Below are 18,907 nucleotides of genomic sequence, written 5' to 3' on the forward strand. Positions count from 1 at the left end.
ATGTCCGCTACCCTGATGGCCACGCGCCGCCCGCGCTGGAACGAAAAACTCGCCTATCTGACCTACCGCGTCCGCCGCAGTCCGCTGACCATGGCGGGCCTGGCGATCACTTGTATCGTCTTGCTGTGCATGATCTTCGCCCCTTGGCTCGCCAGTCACGATCCCAACGCGCTGAACTTGGCCGAACGCCTGGCGCCGCCATCCAGCACCCATTGGTTCGGCACCGACGAAGTCGGCCGCGACCTGTTCAGCCGCGTGCTGTTCGGTAGCCAGCAGTCAGTGGGTGTCGGTCTGTTCGTGGCTTTTGCATCCTGTTTTATCGGCGGGTTGCTGGGGTGCTTTTCCGGGGTCATCGGTGGCCGTTTCGACGCATTGATCATGCGCCTGATGGACATCATGCTGTCGGTGCCATCGCTGGTGCTGATCATGGCCTTGGCGGCTGCGTTGGGCGCGAGCCTGTTCAACGCGATGCTGGCAATTACGCTTGTACGAATTCCTTCCTATGTCCGGCTAGCCCGCGGCCAAGCCTTGAGCATCCGCGAGATGGGTTATGTCAAGGCCGCCCAAACCTTCGGGGCAGGGCGCTGGCACGTGGTGCACTGGCACGTGGCACGCAACGCAATGCCGCCATTGCTGGTGCAGTTGAGCCTGGATATCGGCAGCGCGATCCTCATGGCCTCGGCCTTGGGTTTTATCGGCCTGGGGGCGCAGCAGCCTACGGCCGAGTGGGGCACGATGGTCGCCACCGGGCGCAACTACATCCTCGATAACTGGTGGTATTCGACCTTTCCAGGCCTGGCGATTCTGATCACGGCCACCGGGTTCAACTTGCTGGGCGATGGCGTACGCGATCTGCTCGACCCACGGCAACAGGGGAAATGACCATGCATGCGTCGAGTCCAGTATTGTCCATCGACAACCTGAGCCTGGAATTCCCGGCTTACAAAAACAACGTCAAAGCCCTGAACGGCGTGTCGCTGCACGTCAATCCCGGGGAAATCGTCGGCGTCGTCGGCGAGTCCGGATCCGGCAAGTCGGTCACGGCCATGCTCAGCATGCGATTGTTGCCCGAGCGCAGCTATCGCATCACCGCCGGCAGCCTGAGCATGCTCGGTCGCGACATGCTGGCAGCGCCTGAAAAAGAGTTACTGACGATTCGTGGACGCGATGCCGCGATGATTTTCCAGGAACCGATGACAGCCTTGAATCCGACCCGGCGCATCGGTAGGCAAATGCTCGATGTGATCATCCATCACCAGAAAATCAGCGCCGCCCAAGCCCGTCTCAAGGCGATCGCACTGTTGCGCGACATGCACATCGCCAGTCCGGAACAGGTATTGGAGAGCTATCCTTTCGAGCTGTCTGGCGGCATGCGCCAGCGGGTGATGATCGCGCTGGCGTTCTCCTGCGAACCTCAATTGCTGATCGCCGACGAGCCGACAACGGCCCTCGACGTGACCGTGCAACGCCAGGTGCTGTTGCTGTTGCGAGAAAAAGCCAGGCAGCGGGGCACGGCCATCTTGCTCATCACCCATGACATGGCATTGGTTTCGCAGTTCTGCGACCGGGTCTACGTCATGTACACAGGGGCAGTGGTCGAGGAGGGCCGCACGGCCGATGTCATGGGAAATCCGCAACATCCCTATACGCAAGGTTTGCTCAGTGGTCTGCCGGAAATGGTCGAGCCGGGCCAGCCGCTGCTGACCATTCCCGGTCAAGTGCCAAACCTGGCCTCTTTGCCCGTGGGTTGTACTTTTCAGGAGCGGTGTACATACGCCATGCCGGTTTGTAGCAAACGCCCGAATCTCAACACTATCAGCGGTAATGACCAACGTAAAAGCGCGTGCTGGTTGCCGGTCAAGGAGCTTTCGTGATGAACAGTGCCGTCCTTCAACCCATCACCCAAGCTCCCACGATTCTTCAACTTGACGATGTTCATGTTCGTTTCCCCGTGAGCAATGACTGGTTGGGGCGACCGCGTGGATATGCCCACGCCTTGAACGGGATTGATCTTCAGGTGCGGGCAGGCGAGACCCTGGGTATTGTCGGCGAGTCAGGTTGCGGCAAGAGCACCTTGGCCCAGCTGTTGATGGGCCTGGTGCCGCCGAGCAGCGGGGAGCTGAACTGGGTCAATCGCAGCGGCGAAGGCCGCAGCAACGTTCAGATTGTTTTCCAGGATCCACAGTCGTCCCTTGATCCGCGTCTGCCTATCTGGAGAATCATCACCGAACCGTTATACGCCCGAGGTCATGTCAGCCATGCGCAGATGCGCGATGTGGCCGCCAGGGTCGCGGCCCAAGTCGGCATCCGCCCGGAGTACCTGGACCGCTTCGCGCACCAGTTTTCCGGGGGGCAGCGTCAGCGCATTGCCATCGCCCGAGCCCTTTCGTCAGACCCGGATATCATTGTCCTGGACGAGCCCACGTCAGCGCTGGACATCTCGGTTCAGGCGCAGATTCTCAACCTGCTGGCAGAGCTGCAAAGTGCCCGCAATCTGACTTACATCCTGATTTCTCACAACGTATCAGTGGTGCGTCATATGGCTAATCGGGTGGCGGTGATGTACCTGGGGCAAATCGTTGAACTGGGCAGCGCGGCTCAAGTGCTCGATCAGCCACGTCACCCCTATACCCGGTTGTTGCTCGAGGCGGTACCACGACTGGGCGTGCCACTGCACGACGAGCAAGTCGCGGCGCCTACCGAATTACCAGGGAACCGCCAACTACCGAGTGGCTGCTTCTTCCGCGAACGGTGCAATCTATGCACCGTTGGCTGCGAGAAGCCTCAGGCCTTGCTGGGGGATGAGCAGCAGTGTGTGCGATGTCATTTACAGGATTGAGTCACTGGCGTCGCAGTTTTCGCACCGGACTTATCAGTGGCCTGTAGCAGGGGCTCCATGATAATCATCTACACTGCCCCTTCATCCTCCTGCCCAGGACTGGCGGCCTATGCGGATATGTTTTTTTGATGGCGCCGATCGCATCGAGTTGGGGCCTCGATCCAGCCTTGCTGACGGTCCGTCCATGCAGCAAGGGGGGAGCGGGGCGACCAGGATCGAAATGCGTGAAGCGTGGCAGGCCGACAGCTTTATTCACCGACATTTTGCCGGGACTGACCAGATACACCGTTTGCGCGCGCTGTTATCTGCCCAGGAGTCTCTGGTCCATCTGCTGGACGATCAGGAAGTTCGCCGCCAGGTAGCCAGCAAACTATGGAGCGGGGAGCTGTGTGCTTACGTTTATCCATACCAGCGGCCGATGCCCGTTCGCCTACCGGCTTCGGTCGCTGTAGAAGAGGGTGTTGCGCCGGCGTCCGCCGCAGCCCGCAAGCGTCTGCCGGTAAAAGCCTCATCCGAATCCGCCAGTCGACCTGAGCCGGTGGTGGCGCTGACATTCGTGGAGATCGAGTTAGTGGATATGCAGGGGCAACCCGTTGCAGGGGAGTCCTATGTCATTGCCCTGCCAAACGGGACCCAGTACAGCGGTGTGCTTGATGAGCTCGGACGGGCGAGGGTGGATGGGCTTGATCCGGGCGACTGTCAGGTGACGTTTCCGGAATTGGATCGGCGTGCGGTGGAGCGCTGGAAGGGCTCATGAATTGGACTTGAGACGGATATGCTGCCACGCGGCGTCCAGATTTGGGGGCATGCCGGCGCGCTTGCGCAGCCCGGTGGCCTTGGGCGTGATCCAGGGTTTCGGTGGAGTTGGCAGCGGAAATGGCAACACTGTTTCGGGGGTATTGCCCATTTTCAGCGTGTCGATGGCCTCGGCAACTTCCGTCAGTGTGACGCGCATGCTGCTGGTGCTGTTGCTCATATCTTCGTTTGCGCAGGCCTGGCACCGACGGTCGAGCTCAGCGGTAAGCAGTTCACCATCCTGACCGATCTTGACCACTTCGCTGCACCAGGGCGCTGTCTGATTCAGGTTTCGATTCTGGGTGAACGCTTGTGTCGCTTGGTTGAGTCTGGCGACGATATGGTTGCAATGGGCAGTGAGGTCTTCTGCGAGATCCGGCCCGTATTTCGTCAGGTTTTGGTTCATCGTGTCTATCGCGCCGCTCCATGTATCCTTGTCGCACTCATAGGTTTCCAGGGCATTCCAGACATCAAGGACATCGCGCTCGTGGCTCAGAAAAGCAGCGACAAAAACCGGGTCGTAACGGGAAAAGCCCTTTTGGTCCTTGTAAAATTGGGCGTGCAGAGCCATGACCTGTGCCAGGCGGTAACGGCAGACGTATTCAATGTGCGTTTGCTCAAAGCCGGCATCCCATAATGGGGCATACGCATCAAGGGTGTTGCGCAACGCTTTCAGCGCCTCCATGTCCGCCTGGTAGGTAGCCAGGATGACCTCATGCAGACCGAGCTGGGGAAGTTCGTGGACGCTGCGGGTGGCCGGGGCATTGCCGCTTTGTGCGGCCTGCAGCTGGGTGATGTGCTCGCGTGACTGCATCACGTGCCTTGCCAGCTCCAGGCTCCAGCAGGCAAAGGCATCCATTGCCAAGGCCGAAAACGGCGCCTGGGGCGTCGTCGAGTAATACAAAAACTCGATGGCCGAGCGGGTTTGATCCTCCGACACTGGGTAAGCGGCGTGGTACTTCACCTGGTAGCGCAATGTCGGCACCGTCAGGGTCTTGAACCACTCGTCTCCACGCTGCCATTTCAGGAACTCGATCGTCAGGTCGAGGCTGCGGGTCATCTCCAGGAACACGCCGCGTAACATCGCCAGGTGCCGCATGCGGGCGAACACAAGCTCCTTGCGGTTCAGGCCGAGGACCAGAATGTTCTTGCCACCCCTGTCGCTCGTGGGCTGCATTTGTTGGTTAAGGTCGTCGAGAGGGGCGGGAACGGCTTCTCCTGTCTCTGAATCGAAGCTGATGTGTTCGCGCGGATTCTCGGTGACAGGATTGATCAATACCGGTTTTTCGACGTTGCTCGGGTTGTTCCACGCGTCGTGTTGCGGTGGGACCAAGCGACCCCATTCGCCAATGGCTTGCCAGAACTCGTCCTCCGTGTCGAAGTCTTCCAGGCTCGGTGGCGGATCCGTCAGGTTGTCCGGTATCACGTCGAAGTAGTTCTTCTTGTAGGTCTCGTTGCACTCCTTGCATGACCACAAGTGGTTGCTCCAGTCGTAAACGTATTGAAAATAGCCGAGGTTATCGAGTGCCTGGGCGCCCACGGGGACGAAACCGTCGTGGCGTTTTTTCGGCCGAAAATGCTCGACATCCCCGCCTGCGGTACTCATGAAGCGCGCCTCGCAAAAGGCACATTTGCCATGTTGGTCTACCTTCAGCAGCGCCTTGGCGTGAGGCGGCTTGTACTGATCGTCGTCGATGACGATCTTCACCGCGCCTTTCGGGACACTTTTTGTTTTGGCGGTGTTGGTGCCTTTGGTACAGAGGACCACCACGGCGCCAGCCTGGACAGCCTGCTGGATGCCTTTTTGCATCTCCGCATGCGAGCGCTGCAGCGCGGGAGGGGCCGTTGGCGTTTTGTGAACCCGGATCATAGGGAGGCCTCTCCGTGGTAGCCGTGGAGCGTCGCGCGTACGGCATCGCTCAGTAACTCATCGTCGTCGGGCAACCCGGCCTGCATCTTGAACGCACCGATGGCCACCTGGGTCGCGTCATTCATCTGACCATCGCATTCGCCGTTGAAGTAGCCGAGGCCACGCAAGCGTTGTTGCACGCCCTTGAGGGTGCTGATCGGGTCGAGCGCGCGAAGCCTCAATTGGTAGTCGCGCAAGAAGCCGTCAAAGGTTACGCGTACGGTGATGTCATCGGCGGTTGGCTCAAGCGGCCAGACGATATCGCCGTTCGCTTCGGCCGTGCCACGCCCCAGCAGCGTGTCGCCACGCAATACTTCGAAGTGGCGCGCCAGGCCTTGGCCGGCGAGTGCATAAGGACGAAACCTGAGCATGGCCGGCGTGTTCAGCACGCGGAAAGTGTGCCTTCGCCCGGTAGCGTTCTGTTCGAAGGTCGCTGTCGTACGCGGGGGCACGAACAATAAATCACCCGTCGCAAGCGTCGTTCCGTCCGGGTGTTGATGGCGCAGATCGGCATTGCGTGGGTGATCCCAGAGTGTCGAGCGTGCATGCCCGTAAGCGTAGGCCACGCTGTCGACGCTTTCGGTGGCTCCCAGTGTCAGGACGATGCCGTCACCGCCAGGGTCCGATCTGGCACTCATACTGTTCGTTCCTTCCTTGTTTGTCGCACGGTGGCTGCGCGTAGGAAATCGCGCCGATTCAGCAGGCGATTTAAACCTTAGTACGTTGTGTGGGTTTTGGGAGCGTTGAAGAATATCGGCGACTTCACAGTACGGTATTCAGAGGATGGGACTGGCTTCAAATTCAGCCATCAACGGGGGCCGTGGGAATATCTGTTAGTACACATAATGTATATTATGTTAAACGAGATGTTTACGTGTCACCACAATGCTTTAAGTGATTTCGCGTCCGAGGGCTGCACGTATGCCGGAAGGTTTGGTCATCAGACACCTCTATCTGGCGAGCCCTCTCGCCTCATACTCAGCAAATTTCAGCCCTCCAGCATTCATTCCCTGAGCGCATGTCTTTTTGGCTGAAATTTTAGAAGTCCGCTTCTGGCCGACGTCGAGGGTTCAAATAGGTGCTCGGTCATACAGGCCCCTCACGCCCTACGCCTCGGAACGGTCTGTTGAAAATGGTGAACACCAGCCTGAGAAGGTGAACCGTTAGAACGCAATATGGTAAAGCGCCCCTGAGTATGCTCTGTACCAACCAGATATGCCGGAGCTTTGACTATATCGGGAAACAGCACCCATCCCGTAACACCAGCATCAGCCACAGACACAATTCTTGTTGGGGTTTCGATCACTGCTGGATGGGGCATATCGCTGAAAAAATGAGTTTCACAGCACATATGAGACTGGTATTCAGGCCCGTATATGGTTGCCGTATGTACGTTAGCCCCCACTGTTTTCTCAATAGTAGAGGCAAACTTAATAGTGGCCACCATTGCATCTCTTACGTCCGATACATATTGTTCATAAGCACTGAGATCAGGAAGCCCTTGTCTTTCGTGGATTGCTTTCCACTCGGCGTCAAAAAAAGCTTCGGTTTCAGGGCGGCAACCAGAACCAACCATGTCGATACCGCAATTTCCCTTTATGCCAGGGCGTTCTTTGAAACCGACAGGATTAGAAAGTTTCAAAGAACTACGACTCCGGCTAATTTCAATCAGCACCCGCTTCCACTTATCGCGTTTGCGCTTCCACCCGGCAATCACAATCGTCAACCCTGAGCTCAACAATTCGCCTTGAGAAATTCTAGTCAACTTCTCCTTGATCCGTTTTATGACTCCATCAAAGTGAAGTTGCTTTTGCTCACCTAAGCCGCCCAGTTGCATAGCCCAAGGATCAGACCCGTCCGTTGGGATTCTTATACGAGTATCGAGCTGCTCTGCGATCCACTCATCTGTTGGCTTACCCCGCATAAATGCAGCGCCACAATAGCTAATCGTTAAAATGCCATCACTGGCTTCATAAATCAGATTCTTATTTGACTTATCATCAAATTGTTGAGTCTTACCATCAGCCTGAGTCGTTAAAAGACGATCCCCAGCTTGGATAACAAACAGTGGTGATGCAACTGTAATTATCAGCGTCATGCTTACTTCCTATTTCCCTACGGAACCAGTGTGATGCGTCTTGGTCGATCCATGTATGTGCCACTAACTCCTGAGTCTTCGGCGAATGCCCCAACCAACGTCTAAAAGCACAGCGCAGGCTAGCACTATTACTGAACCCAAGCCCCTCGACAATGTTCTCGATGCTGAGCTCCCCTTCCCTCAGCAAATCCTTCGCTTTCATGAGCCTAGCGCGGCCTTTGTTGGTAAGCGTACGGACGCAGGTCAGCACGGCATCCACTGATGCGGCTGCAACAGTTCGATCTCACTGGCCTTCTGCGTCGGCAACCGCGTCAGTACATCCTTGAGGTACGCGTACGGATCATGCCCGCTCATGCGTGCCGACTGGTTCAGGATCATGATCGCCGCCGCCCGTTTACCACTGCGCAGTGATCCAGCGAAGAGCCAGTTAGAACGCCCAAGCGCCCACGGCCTGATCGTATTTGTATTTTCGACTGCGTTATTCAGGCCCCGCTTCCCTTGAGACCTCCGGGCCTCACAATTGAGGCTGTTAGGAGGTGCCATGAGCAACCAGCTCCGGGACAAACCACACTGCTCGACTCTGAGCCTGCCAGGTTCTACCCAATTCCAACCTGATCCCAAAGCATGGTTTTTGAAAACCAGCATCCATCAGCCTCTGGTCACCGCCCATGCCCTCTTGCCTCCAGCGACCTTCAACGGTCACCCTCTGCATCAGGCGATGGAGCGAACCACGCCACCATCGACACGCATCGCCGCACCGGTGGTTGCGCTGGCTTGAAGCGACGCCAGATAGACCACCAGATTCGCCACTTCTTCGGTCGTCGCCAAACGCTTGATCAGCGAGCTTGCGCGATGTTGCGCGATGAAGCTCTTCTCCAGCTGCTCAGACGGCACGCCTTGTTCTTCGGCCATCTGCGCGAAGAAACCGCCGACACCTTCAGAACGCGTTGGCCCCGGCAGTACCGCGTTGACCGTCACACCGGTGCCGGCCAGCGTTTCCGCCAGACCACGAGAGATTGCCAGCAGCGCAGTCTTGGTGGTGCCGTAATGGACCATTTCAGCCGGAATCTGCAACGCCGATTCACTGGACAGGAACAACACCCGACCCCAGCCACGTTCAGCCATGGCCGGCGCATAGTGACGTGACAGACGCACTGCGCTCATCACGTTGACGTCGAAAAAACGCTGCCAGTCGGCATCGGTAATATCAAAGAAACCCTTGGGCTCGAAGATCCCCAGGTTGTTCACCAGGATGTCGGCATTCAAGACTTTGGAGAACAGTTCCTGCGCGCCTTCCACTGTTCCCAGATCGGCTGCAAGACCGATCAGCCGAGCACCCGGCAGTCGCCTCAGGATGTGCTCGATAGCCTTGCCCACCCTCTCCTCGCTGCGCCCGTTGATGACCACTTCAGCACCCGCCTCGGCCAGACCGAAAGCAATAGCCAGACCAATACCGGCCGTGGAACCACTGACGATCGCGCGCTTTCCATGCAACGATATGTTCATGCTTACTTTCTCCGATGGATGATGTAACGACATAAAAGGCGGACTCAAGGTCCGCCGTAATTGATTCGAAAAGCCTGGCGCCTCAATCAGTGGTACCGGCATCAGCCGTTGCCAGCGGATAAATCGACTGCCAGCCGCCACCTAGTGATTTATATAGCCCAACCATGGCCAACGAGACCGTGGTCGAGCTTTCCACCAGTTGCTCCTGATTGGCCAACAAGGCGCTCTGAACCGTCAGCACGTTGAGAAAATCCACCGCCCCTTCGACGTACTGGCTTTGCGCAGTTTCCAGCGCAATCCGGTTCTGCCGCACCGCTTCGGCCAGTCGGTCACGTCGCAGTTGGCTGGCGTTGTACACGCTCAGCACATCATCAATTTCATGCCAGGCCCGCAATACCACCTGTTGGTAATCGAGCGCCGCTTCCTGTTGCTGCGCCTCGCGCAACTTGACCATCCCACGCAAACGTCCACCCTCGAAAATCGGCAAGCTCAACTGTGGGCCGATAGCAAATTGGCGCGAGCCCCAGGATCCGAAATCCGATAGCTGCATCGACTGGAAACCAACGTTGCCGGACAGACGAATGCGCGGATAGAAATCACCCTTGGCCACTCCGATCCCAGCCGTCGCGGCATGCAGACGGGCTTCGGCCTGACGAACATCCGGGCGCCGCTCGGCTAGCTCCGACGGCAAGCCAATTGCGAAGTGTTGTGGGGTTTGCGGTACTTGCGCCGGTTGTTCCAGTTCGGCCTGCAAGGCTCTTGGTGGCTCGGCCAACAGCAGGCTCAAAGCATTGATCAACTGTGCCTGACGCTGTTCGAGCGACGGTAAGCGAGCTTCGACGGCGGCGACCTGCGCAGCGGCTTCAGCCACATCCAGATTGGTCGCGATGCCATCCGCCAAACGCATCTGCGACAGCTTTAGGCTGTGCCGGGAAACATCAAGGTTCTCGCGAGTGACCGCTAGAGTGCTCTGCACGCCGCGCAGCTGAATGTAATCGCGAGCGGTCTCGGCAAGAATCGACAGCAGGACCATGCGCCGGTCGTTCTCAGCCACCTCGACCGATGCATCGGCCGCTTCCACTTCGCGCTGGACCCGACCCCACAAGTCTAGCTCCCAGGCAGCGGTGAAATCGCCCTCCCAAAGATTGAAGGCAGACTTGACGCCCTTGTCCGAAGGATCGCTCAGACCCTTGCTGCTATTGCGTGCCCGCTCATAGCCGATACCGGCATCAAGGCTCGGATATTGATCGGCGGCGATGGTCTGCCGCGCCGCTCGACTCTGCTGCAGACGAGCACTGGCGATTTTTATATCGAGGCTGCTGGTGACAACACGGCGAACCAGGGCAGACAACTGCGTGTCGTGAAAGAGGTCCCACCAGCGTTCTTCCACCGGCCAAGGCTCTGGGCGACTGGCGGCAGCCTGGCCTTGCAGCACGGACCACTTTGCGTTGCCTGGCCCCTGAGGCTTCTGAAAGTCCGGACCAACGCTGCAAGCCGAGAGCATCAACACGCTCGACAACAATAATGGCTGAACAGGGAAAGTCCGACTCATCGAAGGGTGACCTCTTTACGTGCGTCGTTGCCCTGCGGGTCCTGCGTCTCGATACTGGCTTCCACCGACATGCCCACACGCAGGCGGTTCGCCAACGGTTGATCGGCATCCAGCGCAATCTTCACCGGTATCCGCTGCACGACTTTGGTGAAGTTGCCCGTCGCATTGTCCGGTCTGACCGAAGCAAAGGTCACCCCGGTCGCCGGCGCAATACTATCGACCCGACCGGTGAGGCTCTCGCCACTGAAGGTGTCGACGCGGATCTTCACGGGCTGTCCTGGCTGCACATGCGTCAACTGGGTTTCCTGGAAGTTGCCAACCACATAGGCCCGATCCAGAGGAACAATCGCCATGATCTTCGCGCCGGGATTGACATAGGCCCCGACACGCGCCGCACGTTCACCGACTACACCATCTATCGGTGCCACAAGACGAGTGTAAGACAGATCAAAACGGGCCCGCTCCAAAGATGCCAACGCATGTTTATGGCCTCCGTCGGCACTGTCGAGCTGGGCCTTGAGGATATCCACCTGCTTGCGCGAAGCGGCCAAGGCAGCGGTCGAGTTGGCCAGGCGGGCGCTGGCTTGATCTACCCGGCTGCGGGCCTGCTGAGCATTTTGCACGGTGCCGGCGCCCTGGCCTGCGAGATGGTTGTAACGCGTCAGTTCGTGCTCCGCGAATGCTTGCTCAGCTTTGTCGGCAGCCACCATGGCCTGCGCCTGAGCGATCAATGATGACTGGCGTTCCAGCGTGGCTTGCGCGTTTTGAAACTGGGCCTGCGAAACCAGTGACTGTGCCTCGGCCGCCTGGAGCGCCGCCTGATAGTCACGATCATCGATTACCACCAGCAATTGACCGGCCTTCACCGGCTGGTTGTCCTCCACCAGCACCTGACTAATAAAGCCCGAAACCTTCGGCGCCACCAACGTGTAGTCCGCCGTGATAAACGCATCGTTAGTGGTTTGCAGCGAGCCGGAACCAAACAGGCGCGGCGCTGCCAGGTAGATGACCCCGCCAAGAGCAACCAAGGCAACCGTGTACAAAGCTATTTTCTGGTTTTTACTCGTAGTCATAACGACTTTCTCTCTGAATGGAGCTCTATGCCAGCGCACGAGGTGGATAAATCCGGGAAGGCATCAACGGGATCAACAGAATCAAGGCCAGTGCCAGCAACGCCATGCAGTAGTACAAGTCCGAAGATGTCAGTACGACCGCCTGTTCGTGGATGCGATAGGCAAGCCCTTCAGCGTCGCTGTCTGCCAGAGGCGAGTTGCCCAGGCGATCGACCAGCATGGTTGAGTGGAAATGCAGCCGCGCCGTGGTCAGCACATCCAGCACGCCGGTAGCAAGGACTGCCGAAAAACCTTTGACGGTGTTGAACCAGGCGGAAGCGAACGGGCCGTCTTGCGGCGCCAGGCCACCGGTAGCGAGCATCAGCAACGGGATCACCGCCATCGGCTGACCAAACACCTGGAACAGCTGCAAGATGTAGAAGTTGTCACGAATCCACTCGGAAGTGATTTGCGTGCCGCCAGCACAGGCCAGCGCCAGCAATCCAAGACCGATAGCCAGAACCCATCGGCAGTCGACCCGACGGATGTTGCACAAGGCCGCCACCAGCGGTAACGCCAGCAACTGCGGCAAGGCCACCATCAGCAATACGGGCGCAGTTTGTACCGGGCGATAACCCTGCACCTGAGCCAAGTAGCTGGAAGGGATGATGATCACCGCCAGCAATACGATCAGTACCCCGCCGAGGGTTAGCAACGCGTGCGACAGGTTCAGGTTGGTCAGCATCTGCAATTTGAAGAACGGTAGCGGGTGCGACCATTCATTAATGAAGAACAACACCAACAGCACCATACCGCCACCAAGCAGCCAGCAAATCAGCGTGGACTCGAACCAGTCCAGACGATTGCCCTGGGACAGACCAATCACCAGCGCACAAATCGCCGGGAAACCGAGCAACAGACCACGCCAGTCAAACTGTTTGAAACGCTCAAAGCGCATAGGGTCCTGCGGCAAGCCATATGCAACCGCGACCATCGCCAACAAGCAGGGTGGGACAATCTGCCAGAACGCCCATTGCCAACCGACGTATTCGGTCCACAACGCGGCTAACGGAGTCCCCAGGCTCGGGCCGAAGGTGGCAGTCAACGCGTAACTTGCCAGCCCGTAAAGCTTGACGCCGGGCGGGAGGAAACGCAGCGCGACGGTCATCAGCATCGGCGGCAGACTGCCCCCTGCCAGCCCCTGCAAAGTTCGTAACACCATCAGGCTTTCGAGGTTCGGAGCGAACGGGCAGAGAATCCCAAGCAGGGTAAACGCACCGATCGCGCTGAGCGTGAAGCGACGCAGGGAGAAGGTGACTGAACACCAGGGCGCAAACGCCATGGCCGAGACTGAGGTGGCAGCGTAAGTAGCGATCAACCAGGTACCTTCATCCGCGCCGATATACAGCGCGCCACGAATGTCAGGCATGGCCACTTTGGCGACCATCTCGTTGAGACCGGCCACCAATACGGCAATCAGCACCCCGACCAGCCCGATCACAATACGCAGGCCAAACACTGGCGCAGCGGCCGGTGCGGGTTTCGCCACCTCCGGCGCCGGGGCCATAACAGTAGAGGCTGCAAGCGAACTCACGGGGTCACCCGTCGGCCAGCGCCCCGAAAGATAGAAAACAACACAAGGCACATTGCGTCATGACTCCAAGTAAAGGATTTACCTGGATAGTTTATGAAGACGCAATAGTTCCGAAAACTGACATATGGGAAGCTTTAAGTTGCACCCAACGCACGTATCAGTGCACAGAAACTCTCCAGCTCCAAATTGCCCTTCGGCAGCTGCTTGGTTGCTTCAAACCCGTGGCGAGGAGTACTGGGCGCAGCTCTCTTTCAGCGTCTGGCGCAGCCAGCGATGGGCCGAGTCGTTATCAAAGCGTGGATGCCAGGCCTGCATGATCACCACCGTCTCCAGCGCCATAGGGATACGGAACGAACGCAACGGCAACCCCAGCCGCGAGACGCTCCACAACACATGCTCCGGCAGCGGCAGCAACAGGTCGGAGTCGGGCAAGGCGAACATCGCCGAGTGAAAGCTCGGGGTGATCAACGCGACACGCCGCTGCAAGCCCATCCCGGCCAAAGCGGTATCGATCGGCCCGGTTGCACGCCCGCGTCGCGACACGCTGACCTGCGCATAGGAGGCGAAACGTTTGGGCGTGATTTCTTCCTGAAAGATTGGGTGATCCACCCGGGCCAGGCCGACAAAGGTCGTGGTGAACAGGCTCTGGACTTTGATTTCCGGCCCAAGATTGCGCGTCGCACTGATATAAAGATCGATCCGCCCTTCGCGCAACGCGTCATCCTCACCCTCGCCTTCCGGCACGAAGCGCAACACGGTACGTGGGGCCTTTTTGCGCATGATTTCCAGCAACTGCGCACCAAAGGCTGCGACAAATACATCATTCGCCCGCAAGTTGTAGCAGCGTTCCAGCGTCGTGAGATCGACCTCGTCACCCGAAAGGAACACCTGCGCCGCTTGCTCGACCAAGCTGCGCACCTGAACCCGTAATGCCAGCGCCTTGGGTGTCGGCACCAGGCCACGCCCGGCGCGCACCAGAATCGGGTCACCGACTGCGCTACGTATCCGGGTCAAGGTCCGGCTCATGGCCGCGGGACTCAAGCTCATGCGCCGGGCGGCACCGACCACACTGCCCTCGTCCAGCAGCGCATCCAGGGCCACCAGCAGATTCATATCTGGAAGATGCACAACAAACACTCCTTGTGAAAATCAATTGATCCTGGCGCAATCCTAGCAGTTTCTGAGCAAACCCCAATGGGCGCGAAGCCTGCGCCGTATACCCAGCTGACACGAATCGAACGGTAGAAATGGGTATTTCACCAGAGATGGAAGTCTTTTTCAGAGTTTCCTTAGGCGACAATGCTCGCCGGATAGAGGTGGTAGCCTGACCCCGAACTTCAAGAGGAAACCAAGCTGGTTGCCCTTGACGTAAGGGCGGCCGAACTGCGGGGAAATCAGCTTGGTTTCATGCCCCCATGAGCCGTTTATTTCGCCAGTGGCTAATGCTTGGCGTAAAGGCAACAGCCACTCTCAACAACCATTGTTGTGCCTCGTCGGAGTTACCCTCCTCCCCGCCTACGCTGAGCATCCTTTGATGCAAACGGCTTAAAGCAGTGTGCTTAATTTATGCTGAGGCAGGAGTAAACCTGCCCCTGCATAAATGACTATTTGATTACTACTGGGTTAACCGGTGATCCGGTAGCGCGATGCACTTTAAGCGGTGCGGCCACATAAAGAAAAGTATACTGCCTATCTTTGGCGCAACTTTCAGCCAGCTTCTCCAAATCGCAAATCTCTGTAAAGGCGATACCGAGATTACGCATCAAAGCACAGTGCAAAGGCAGCGCCACTCCTGATACTGGGTCTGTCGTTACTTCATTGGCGATGGTGTCGGTGACAAGATTTGGAATTTCCTTATTATGGAACCATTCAACAAGCTCCTCCGAATACGTAAGGCCTGGTTCGCAGAAACCGTCATAAAACGCCTCGCCCTGTTCATAGAACGCTTGAAGAAAATTAGTCCTGATAATCAGAATGTCGTGCGGCTCGATGGTATGGCCCTGAGCCTCTGCGCATGCCTCAAGATCTATATGAGTGAATGTCTCACCTTTATCCAGCATGCGCTTACCACGATGCCGAGCCATATCCAGTAACACTCCACGCCCGACTACTCCTCGTTCGCCGATAGGTGCAACACTGGCCTTGTCGAGGCCGCCCACAGTTGTTCGCGCATCGTACCCGTTCCATATTTTTCCGCCGTACCAGAGGTGGCCAAGCGCATCATATTGCGTGGACCCTTGCAGGAACGCGTCGATCTTGTCATCCGCGTAGTGCAGGCCCCCGGGATAACAAGGACCATGATCATTGTCCCAACTTGATTCATCGAGAACCATCGTACGTTCTGCTGGGGTACGGCCTGGCCAAACTGGGTCGCCTGCAGGATTACCGATCATTCGTTGTAAGGTAAATACGCTTCCCGTCTTAATGTGTGCAACCCCACGCATGACTTCTTGCGCCGTCAGGTAATTCAGAGAGCCTACTTCGTCTTCCGCTCCCCATCTGCCCCAGTTAGAAGGAGTATTCTTCAATAAATCTTCCATTGTAGGAACTGCAGTATTCATGATTTTTCCTTTTCTTAGTTGCAGTGGTGATTAAGGCGCACAACAAATGTGCCTTGTATCCGTATCAGTCAGGACATACAAAATATCGAATAAAATGGCGCGCTCAATGACCAAGCGTCTTTAGACGGGCAATCACGCTATTGAGCGATTAGACCGATCAATCAGCCATAACCTCTTCTACTCCCTGCTTATTAATAGCCGTGGCCGCCCCAGCAGCTTTGGCTGGTTTGGTAGGCGTTATCTTCAAGTCCTTGGCAAATGTCCCATCCACCTCGCCCTTGAAGAAGTTTTTGCCGTAGATCAGCAAGCACAACACAACGCCAATTCCGAATGCCCAGCTAGCACCTTTGATTGCCAGTACCGCGCCGATCACGCCGGCGATACCCAGGTCGCGCTGGCTACGCGCTTCAAGGATGCCCAGACGCACACTCACATAACCCTGGATCAGCAAGGTCAGCGACAGAGCAACACCGAGAATCGGCTGCACCAGAGTCACTACGGGCAACAACAGCAGACCGGTGTTGGTCCCCCAACGGAACGACCCGACACCGCCGATGATCGATTTCATCGCCTTCGGCCCACCTTTGAAACGTTCGATCACCACCACCAGCATCGCCGCCCATTTTGGGCCGCACATGGCGACATCCGGGCCAAAGATGCTCATGAATGCGTTTCGCGCGCCGAAGATCAGGTGAGCACGATCGGCGTTGTAGTCGACGACTTCATCCGTGCGCACGGTTTCAGCTTCATCGAGGAGCGATTTCGCACTGAGCACATCGCCGAAAACAATGATGTACGCCGCCAACATGGTCGGCAGAGCGGAGATGAACATGGAGAGCGGCGGCATGCCCAGACCGAACACGGTGTAGTTGCTCCACAGACCGGAAAAATCCGGTTTGCTGATGCCCCACTGAATAGTTGGCCACGACGCTTCACCAAACAACGGTGCAATCACCACTGCCAAAAGAATGATCGGCAAAATGCCGAGCTTGGCGAAGTTCCACCAGAAGCGGTTGCGCTGCTTGAGCTCGTTGAAGTGCTGGGAGAAGATCAAATAGAAGGCAATGCCGACCGCAATGGAAATGGTCCAGGGCAGCACATTGAATTTGCCGCCAACCTGGAACACCGCGATCACCGCACTCAAGCCGGCACCGACGATAATCCCGGATTTGATCGCCGAGGGCACATATTCCACCACCTTCTTCGCCATTCCAGTCGCCCCCAGGGCAATTGAAAAGATCCCCAGCATCAATTGGAAAGCAATCAGGGCATGGACACGCTCCGGGCCCATTGGGAACTGAGCGCAGTAAGCCATCAACAGCGGCACCGCCGGGGTGATCCAGCCAGGCACGGTCGGGTCACCGAGCAAATGGTGCGCGAGGTAAAGCAAGCCGTTGAGCATCACGACGGCAAGCGCGACCTCAAATGGCATGCCGAGCAATTCGGTCATCAGCGGAATGGCGGCCAGATCCACGGCACACATCAGCAAGCCTTGGAGGTAGTCCGGGATTTCTATCTTGTAGTGAATAAACGGCAACCGAACTTTGAAAGGACCCAGCGGGATGTACGGGCTTTCGCTCCGCTGCACAGTAGTGTCGGACATTGAGTTCACCTGTTTTATTGGTCTTGTAATGGCGGGCGCACGGACCCGCAGGACGGGAGTCGTGGCTTATCGGGATCAATAGGCGGCGCGATAGATTTTCTCGACATCAGCGGCTGTCAGCTTGCGCGGGTTGTTGCGCATCAAGCGGTCGATCTGGCTGGCCTCCTCGGCCATTGCCGGGATGGCATCTTCAGGCACGTTGAAACTGCGCATACCGGATGGAATATCCACAGTGGCGCATAGATCTGCCATGGCTTTGACAGCCTGATCCGCGGCATCCTTGTCGCTCAGGTGCGCGACACGCACGCCCATGGCTTCGGCGATATCACGGAAACGCTCGACACAGGCGGTCTTGTTCCATGCCATCACGTACGGCAGCAGCAAGGCGTTGCTGACACCGTGGGCAATATTGAAACGCCCGCCCAAGGGGTATGCGAGCGCATGCACTGCGCCTACCCCTGCGTTGCCAAATGCCATGCCGGCCATCAGGCTGCCAGTGGCCATGTCCTCCCGAGCTTGCAGGTTGGATGGATTGGCATAAGCCTTCGGCAGCGCCTTGGCAATCAGTTTGATAGCGCCCAACGCGATGGCATCCGTGATTAGCGAAGCGTTGAGCGAAAGATAGGACTCGACCGCATGCACCAGCGCGTCGACACCACTGGCTGCCGTCACACTGCGTGGGCAGGTCAGTGTCATGGTCGGGCAAACCAGCGCCACGTCGGGTAGTAGGTAGTCGCTGACAATACCTTTCTTCAATTGCGCTTGCTTGTCAGAAAAAATCGCTACGTTGGTAACCTCCGAACCCGTGCCAGCGGTCGTTGGGATAGCAATCAACGCAGGGCCTTTACGTTTCACTAGGTCGACACCAAACAGTTCGGTCAGCGTACCTCCATGACCGGCATACGCCGCGACGCCCTTGGCGATATCGATAGCACTACCACCGCCCACAGCAATCAAGCCGTCGTGGCTGCCCTCGCGATAAGCGCGGGTGCAGTCCTCGACGATGGCAATTTCCGGCTCAGGTTTGACTTGATCGAAGATGCCGTAACGGCGACCGCCCAGTTGCGCCAGCGCCAGATCAACAGTGCCGGACTTCAACAGAATGACGTCGGTGACGATCAGCGGGTTTTGGACATCCAGGCGAGTCAGTTCAGCTGAAAGCTGCTCGATAGCGCCTTGTCCAGTGATCAATTTGTTCGCGATTTTGAAAGCAGAGATGTTCATCGGGCTCGTCCAGTTGATGTTGTTTTATTGGAAGACGTGCCATACGAGTTAGCGAAAGACGTGCCAATACCCGCAAAGCCCCGTGGCGTGGGCCTTTACGCGATTCACACGAAAGAAGGAGGTTTTTTACCGGTCAGTCCCGATTAGTTTTCTGATCGATTTAATCGGGGCTGA

The 18,907-nt window shown here is 57.4% G+C and carries 16 protein-coding genes and 1 pseudogene; 4 read left to right on the plus strand and 13 right to left on the minus strand.

Annotation, left to right across the window (positions count from 1 at the left end; all coding sequences use genetic code 11):
- The 4 genes from ddpC to CFII68_RS26290 all read left to right on the plus strand — a co-directional run bounded on the left by ddpC (position 1) and on the right by CFII68_RS26290 (position 3,596).
- Positions 1 to 882: a D,D-dipeptide ABC transporter permease gene (ddpC, locus tag CFII68_RS19360; RefSeq protein WP_018603946.1), complete on the plus strand. Its 882-nt coding sequence runs from the start codon at positions 1 to 3 to the stop codon at positions 880 to 882.
- A gap of 2 nt (positions 883 to 884) precedes the next feature.
- Positions 885 to 1,874 carry an ABC transporter ATP-binding protein gene (locus CFII68_RS19355; protein ID WP_033062514.1) on the plus strand — a complete coding sequence of 330 codons (990 nt, stop codon included), beginning with the start codon at positions 885 to 887 and terminating at the stop codon, positions 1,872 to 1,874.
- Positions 1,874 to 2,839 (plus strand): ABC transporter ATP-binding protein, encoded by a 966-nt coding sequence (locus CFII68_RS19350; RefSeq protein WP_018603950.1) that lies wholly within the window; start codon positions 1,874 to 1,876, stop codon positions 2,837 to 2,839. The genes CFII68_RS19355 and CFII68_RS19350 overlap by 1 nt, the downstream gene beginning before the upstream one ends.
- Positions 2,840 to 3,059: 220 nt before the next feature.
- Positions 3,060 to 3,596: a carboxypeptidase-like regulatory domain-containing protein gene (locus tag CFII68_RS26290; protein ID WP_156886084.1), complete on the plus strand. Its 537-nt coding sequence runs from the start codon at positions 3,060 to 3,062 to the stop codon at positions 3,594 to 3,596.
- Here the strand turns inward: CFII68_RS26290 and CFII68_RS19345 are convergent.
- The 13 genes and pseudogenes from CFII68_RS19345 to CFII68_RS19300 form a co-directional block, all read right to left on the minus strand.
- Positions 3,591 to 5,504 (minus strand): hypothetical protein, encoded by a 1,914-nt coding sequence (locus CFII68_RS19345; RefSeq protein WP_018603954.1) that lies wholly within the window; start codon positions 5,502 to 5,504, stop codon positions 3,591 to 3,593. The two genes, CFII68_RS26290 and CFII68_RS19345, sit on opposite strands and share 6 nt — an antisense overlap.
- A complete protein-coding gene (locus CFII68_RS19340) occupies positions 5,501 to 6,181 on the minus strand; it encodes a peptidoglycan-binding protein (protein WP_018603956.1) in 681 nt (226 codons plus the stop codon). Before CFII68_RS19340 ends, CFII68_RS19345 begins: the two co-directional genes overlap by 4 nt.
- Before the next feature lie 461 nt (positions 6,182 to 6,642).
- The gene (locus tag CFII68_RS19335; RefSeq protein WP_018603958.1) at positions 6,643 to 7,641 is read right to left on the minus strand and encodes a hypothetical protein; all 999 of its coding nucleotides are present in this window, start codon (positions 7,639 to 7,641) and stop codon (positions 6,643 to 6,645) included.
- Complete coding sequence (locus tag CFII68_RS28145) at positions 7,565 to 7,843, minus strand: AraC family transcriptional regulator (RefSeq protein ID WP_156886085.1); 279 nt, start codon at positions 7,841 to 7,843, stop codon at positions 7,565 to 7,567. Before CFII68_RS28145 ends, CFII68_RS19335 begins: the two co-directional genes overlap by 77 nt.
- Positions 7,844 to 7,884: 41 nt before the next feature.
- Positions 7,885 to 8,124: pseudogene (locus CFII68_RS0125870) on the minus strand (transposase domain-containing protein); the annotation flags it as partial.
- A gap of 228 nt (positions 8,125 to 8,352) precedes the next feature.
- On the minus strand, positions 8,353 to 9,147 hold the full coding sequence (locus CFII68_RS19330; RefSeq protein WP_018603962.1) for an SDR family NAD(P)-dependent oxidoreductase: 795 nt from the start codon (positions 9,145 to 9,147) through the stop codon (positions 8,353 to 8,355).
- Positions 9,148 to 9,229: 82 nt separating this feature from the next.
- Positions 9,230 to 10,699: an efflux transporter outer membrane subunit gene (locus tag CFII68_RS19325; protein WP_033062515.1), complete on the minus strand. Its 1,470-nt coding sequence runs from the start codon at positions 10,697 to 10,699 to the stop codon at positions 9,230 to 9,232.
- Positions 10,696 to 11,772, minus strand: coding sequence for an HlyD family secretion protein (locus CFII68_RS19320; RefSeq protein ID WP_033062516.1), 1,077 nt, complete (start codon positions 11,770 to 11,772; stop codon positions 10,696 to 10,698). The genes CFII68_RS19325 and CFII68_RS19320 overlap by 4 nt, the downstream gene beginning before the upstream one ends.
- Before the next feature lie 25 nt (positions 11,773 to 11,797).
- Complete coding sequence (locus CFII68_RS19315; protein ID WP_018603967.1) at positions 11,798 to 13,318, minus strand: MFS transporter; 1,521 nt, start codon at positions 13,316 to 13,318, stop codon at positions 11,798 to 11,800.
- 240 nt (positions 13,319 to 13,558) lie between these two features.
- Entirely contained in the window at positions 13,559 to 14,473 is a 915-nt protein-coding gene (locus tag CFII68_RS19310; RefSeq protein WP_033062518.1) for a LysR family transcriptional regulator, read from the minus strand.
- Between the two features lie 476 nt (positions 14,474 to 14,949).
- Entirely contained in the window at positions 14,950 to 15,906 is a 957-nt protein-coding gene (locus CFII68_RS0125875) for a cyclase family protein (protein ID WP_033062519.1), read from the minus strand.
- A gap of 157 nt (positions 15,907 to 16,063) precedes the next feature.
- On the minus strand, positions 16,064 to 17,509 hold the full coding sequence (locus CFII68_RS19305) for a hypothetical protein (RefSeq protein ID WP_018603973.1): 1,446 nt from the start codon (positions 17,507 to 17,509) through the stop codon (positions 16,064 to 16,066).
- Between the two features lie 75 nt (positions 17,510 to 17,584).
- Entirely contained in the window at positions 17,585 to 18,733 is a 1,149-nt protein-coding gene (locus CFII68_RS19300) for an iron-containing alcohol dehydrogenase (protein WP_018603975.1), read from the minus strand.
- Positions 18,734 to 18,907 lie beyond the last annotated feature (174 nt).

This window comes from Pseudomonas sp. CFII68, from assembly GCF_000416195.1.
In the GTDB taxonomy this organism is placed as follows: Bacteria; Pseudomonadota; Gammaproteobacteria; order Pseudomonadales; family Pseudomonadaceae; genus Aquipseudomonas; species Aquipseudomonas kilonensis.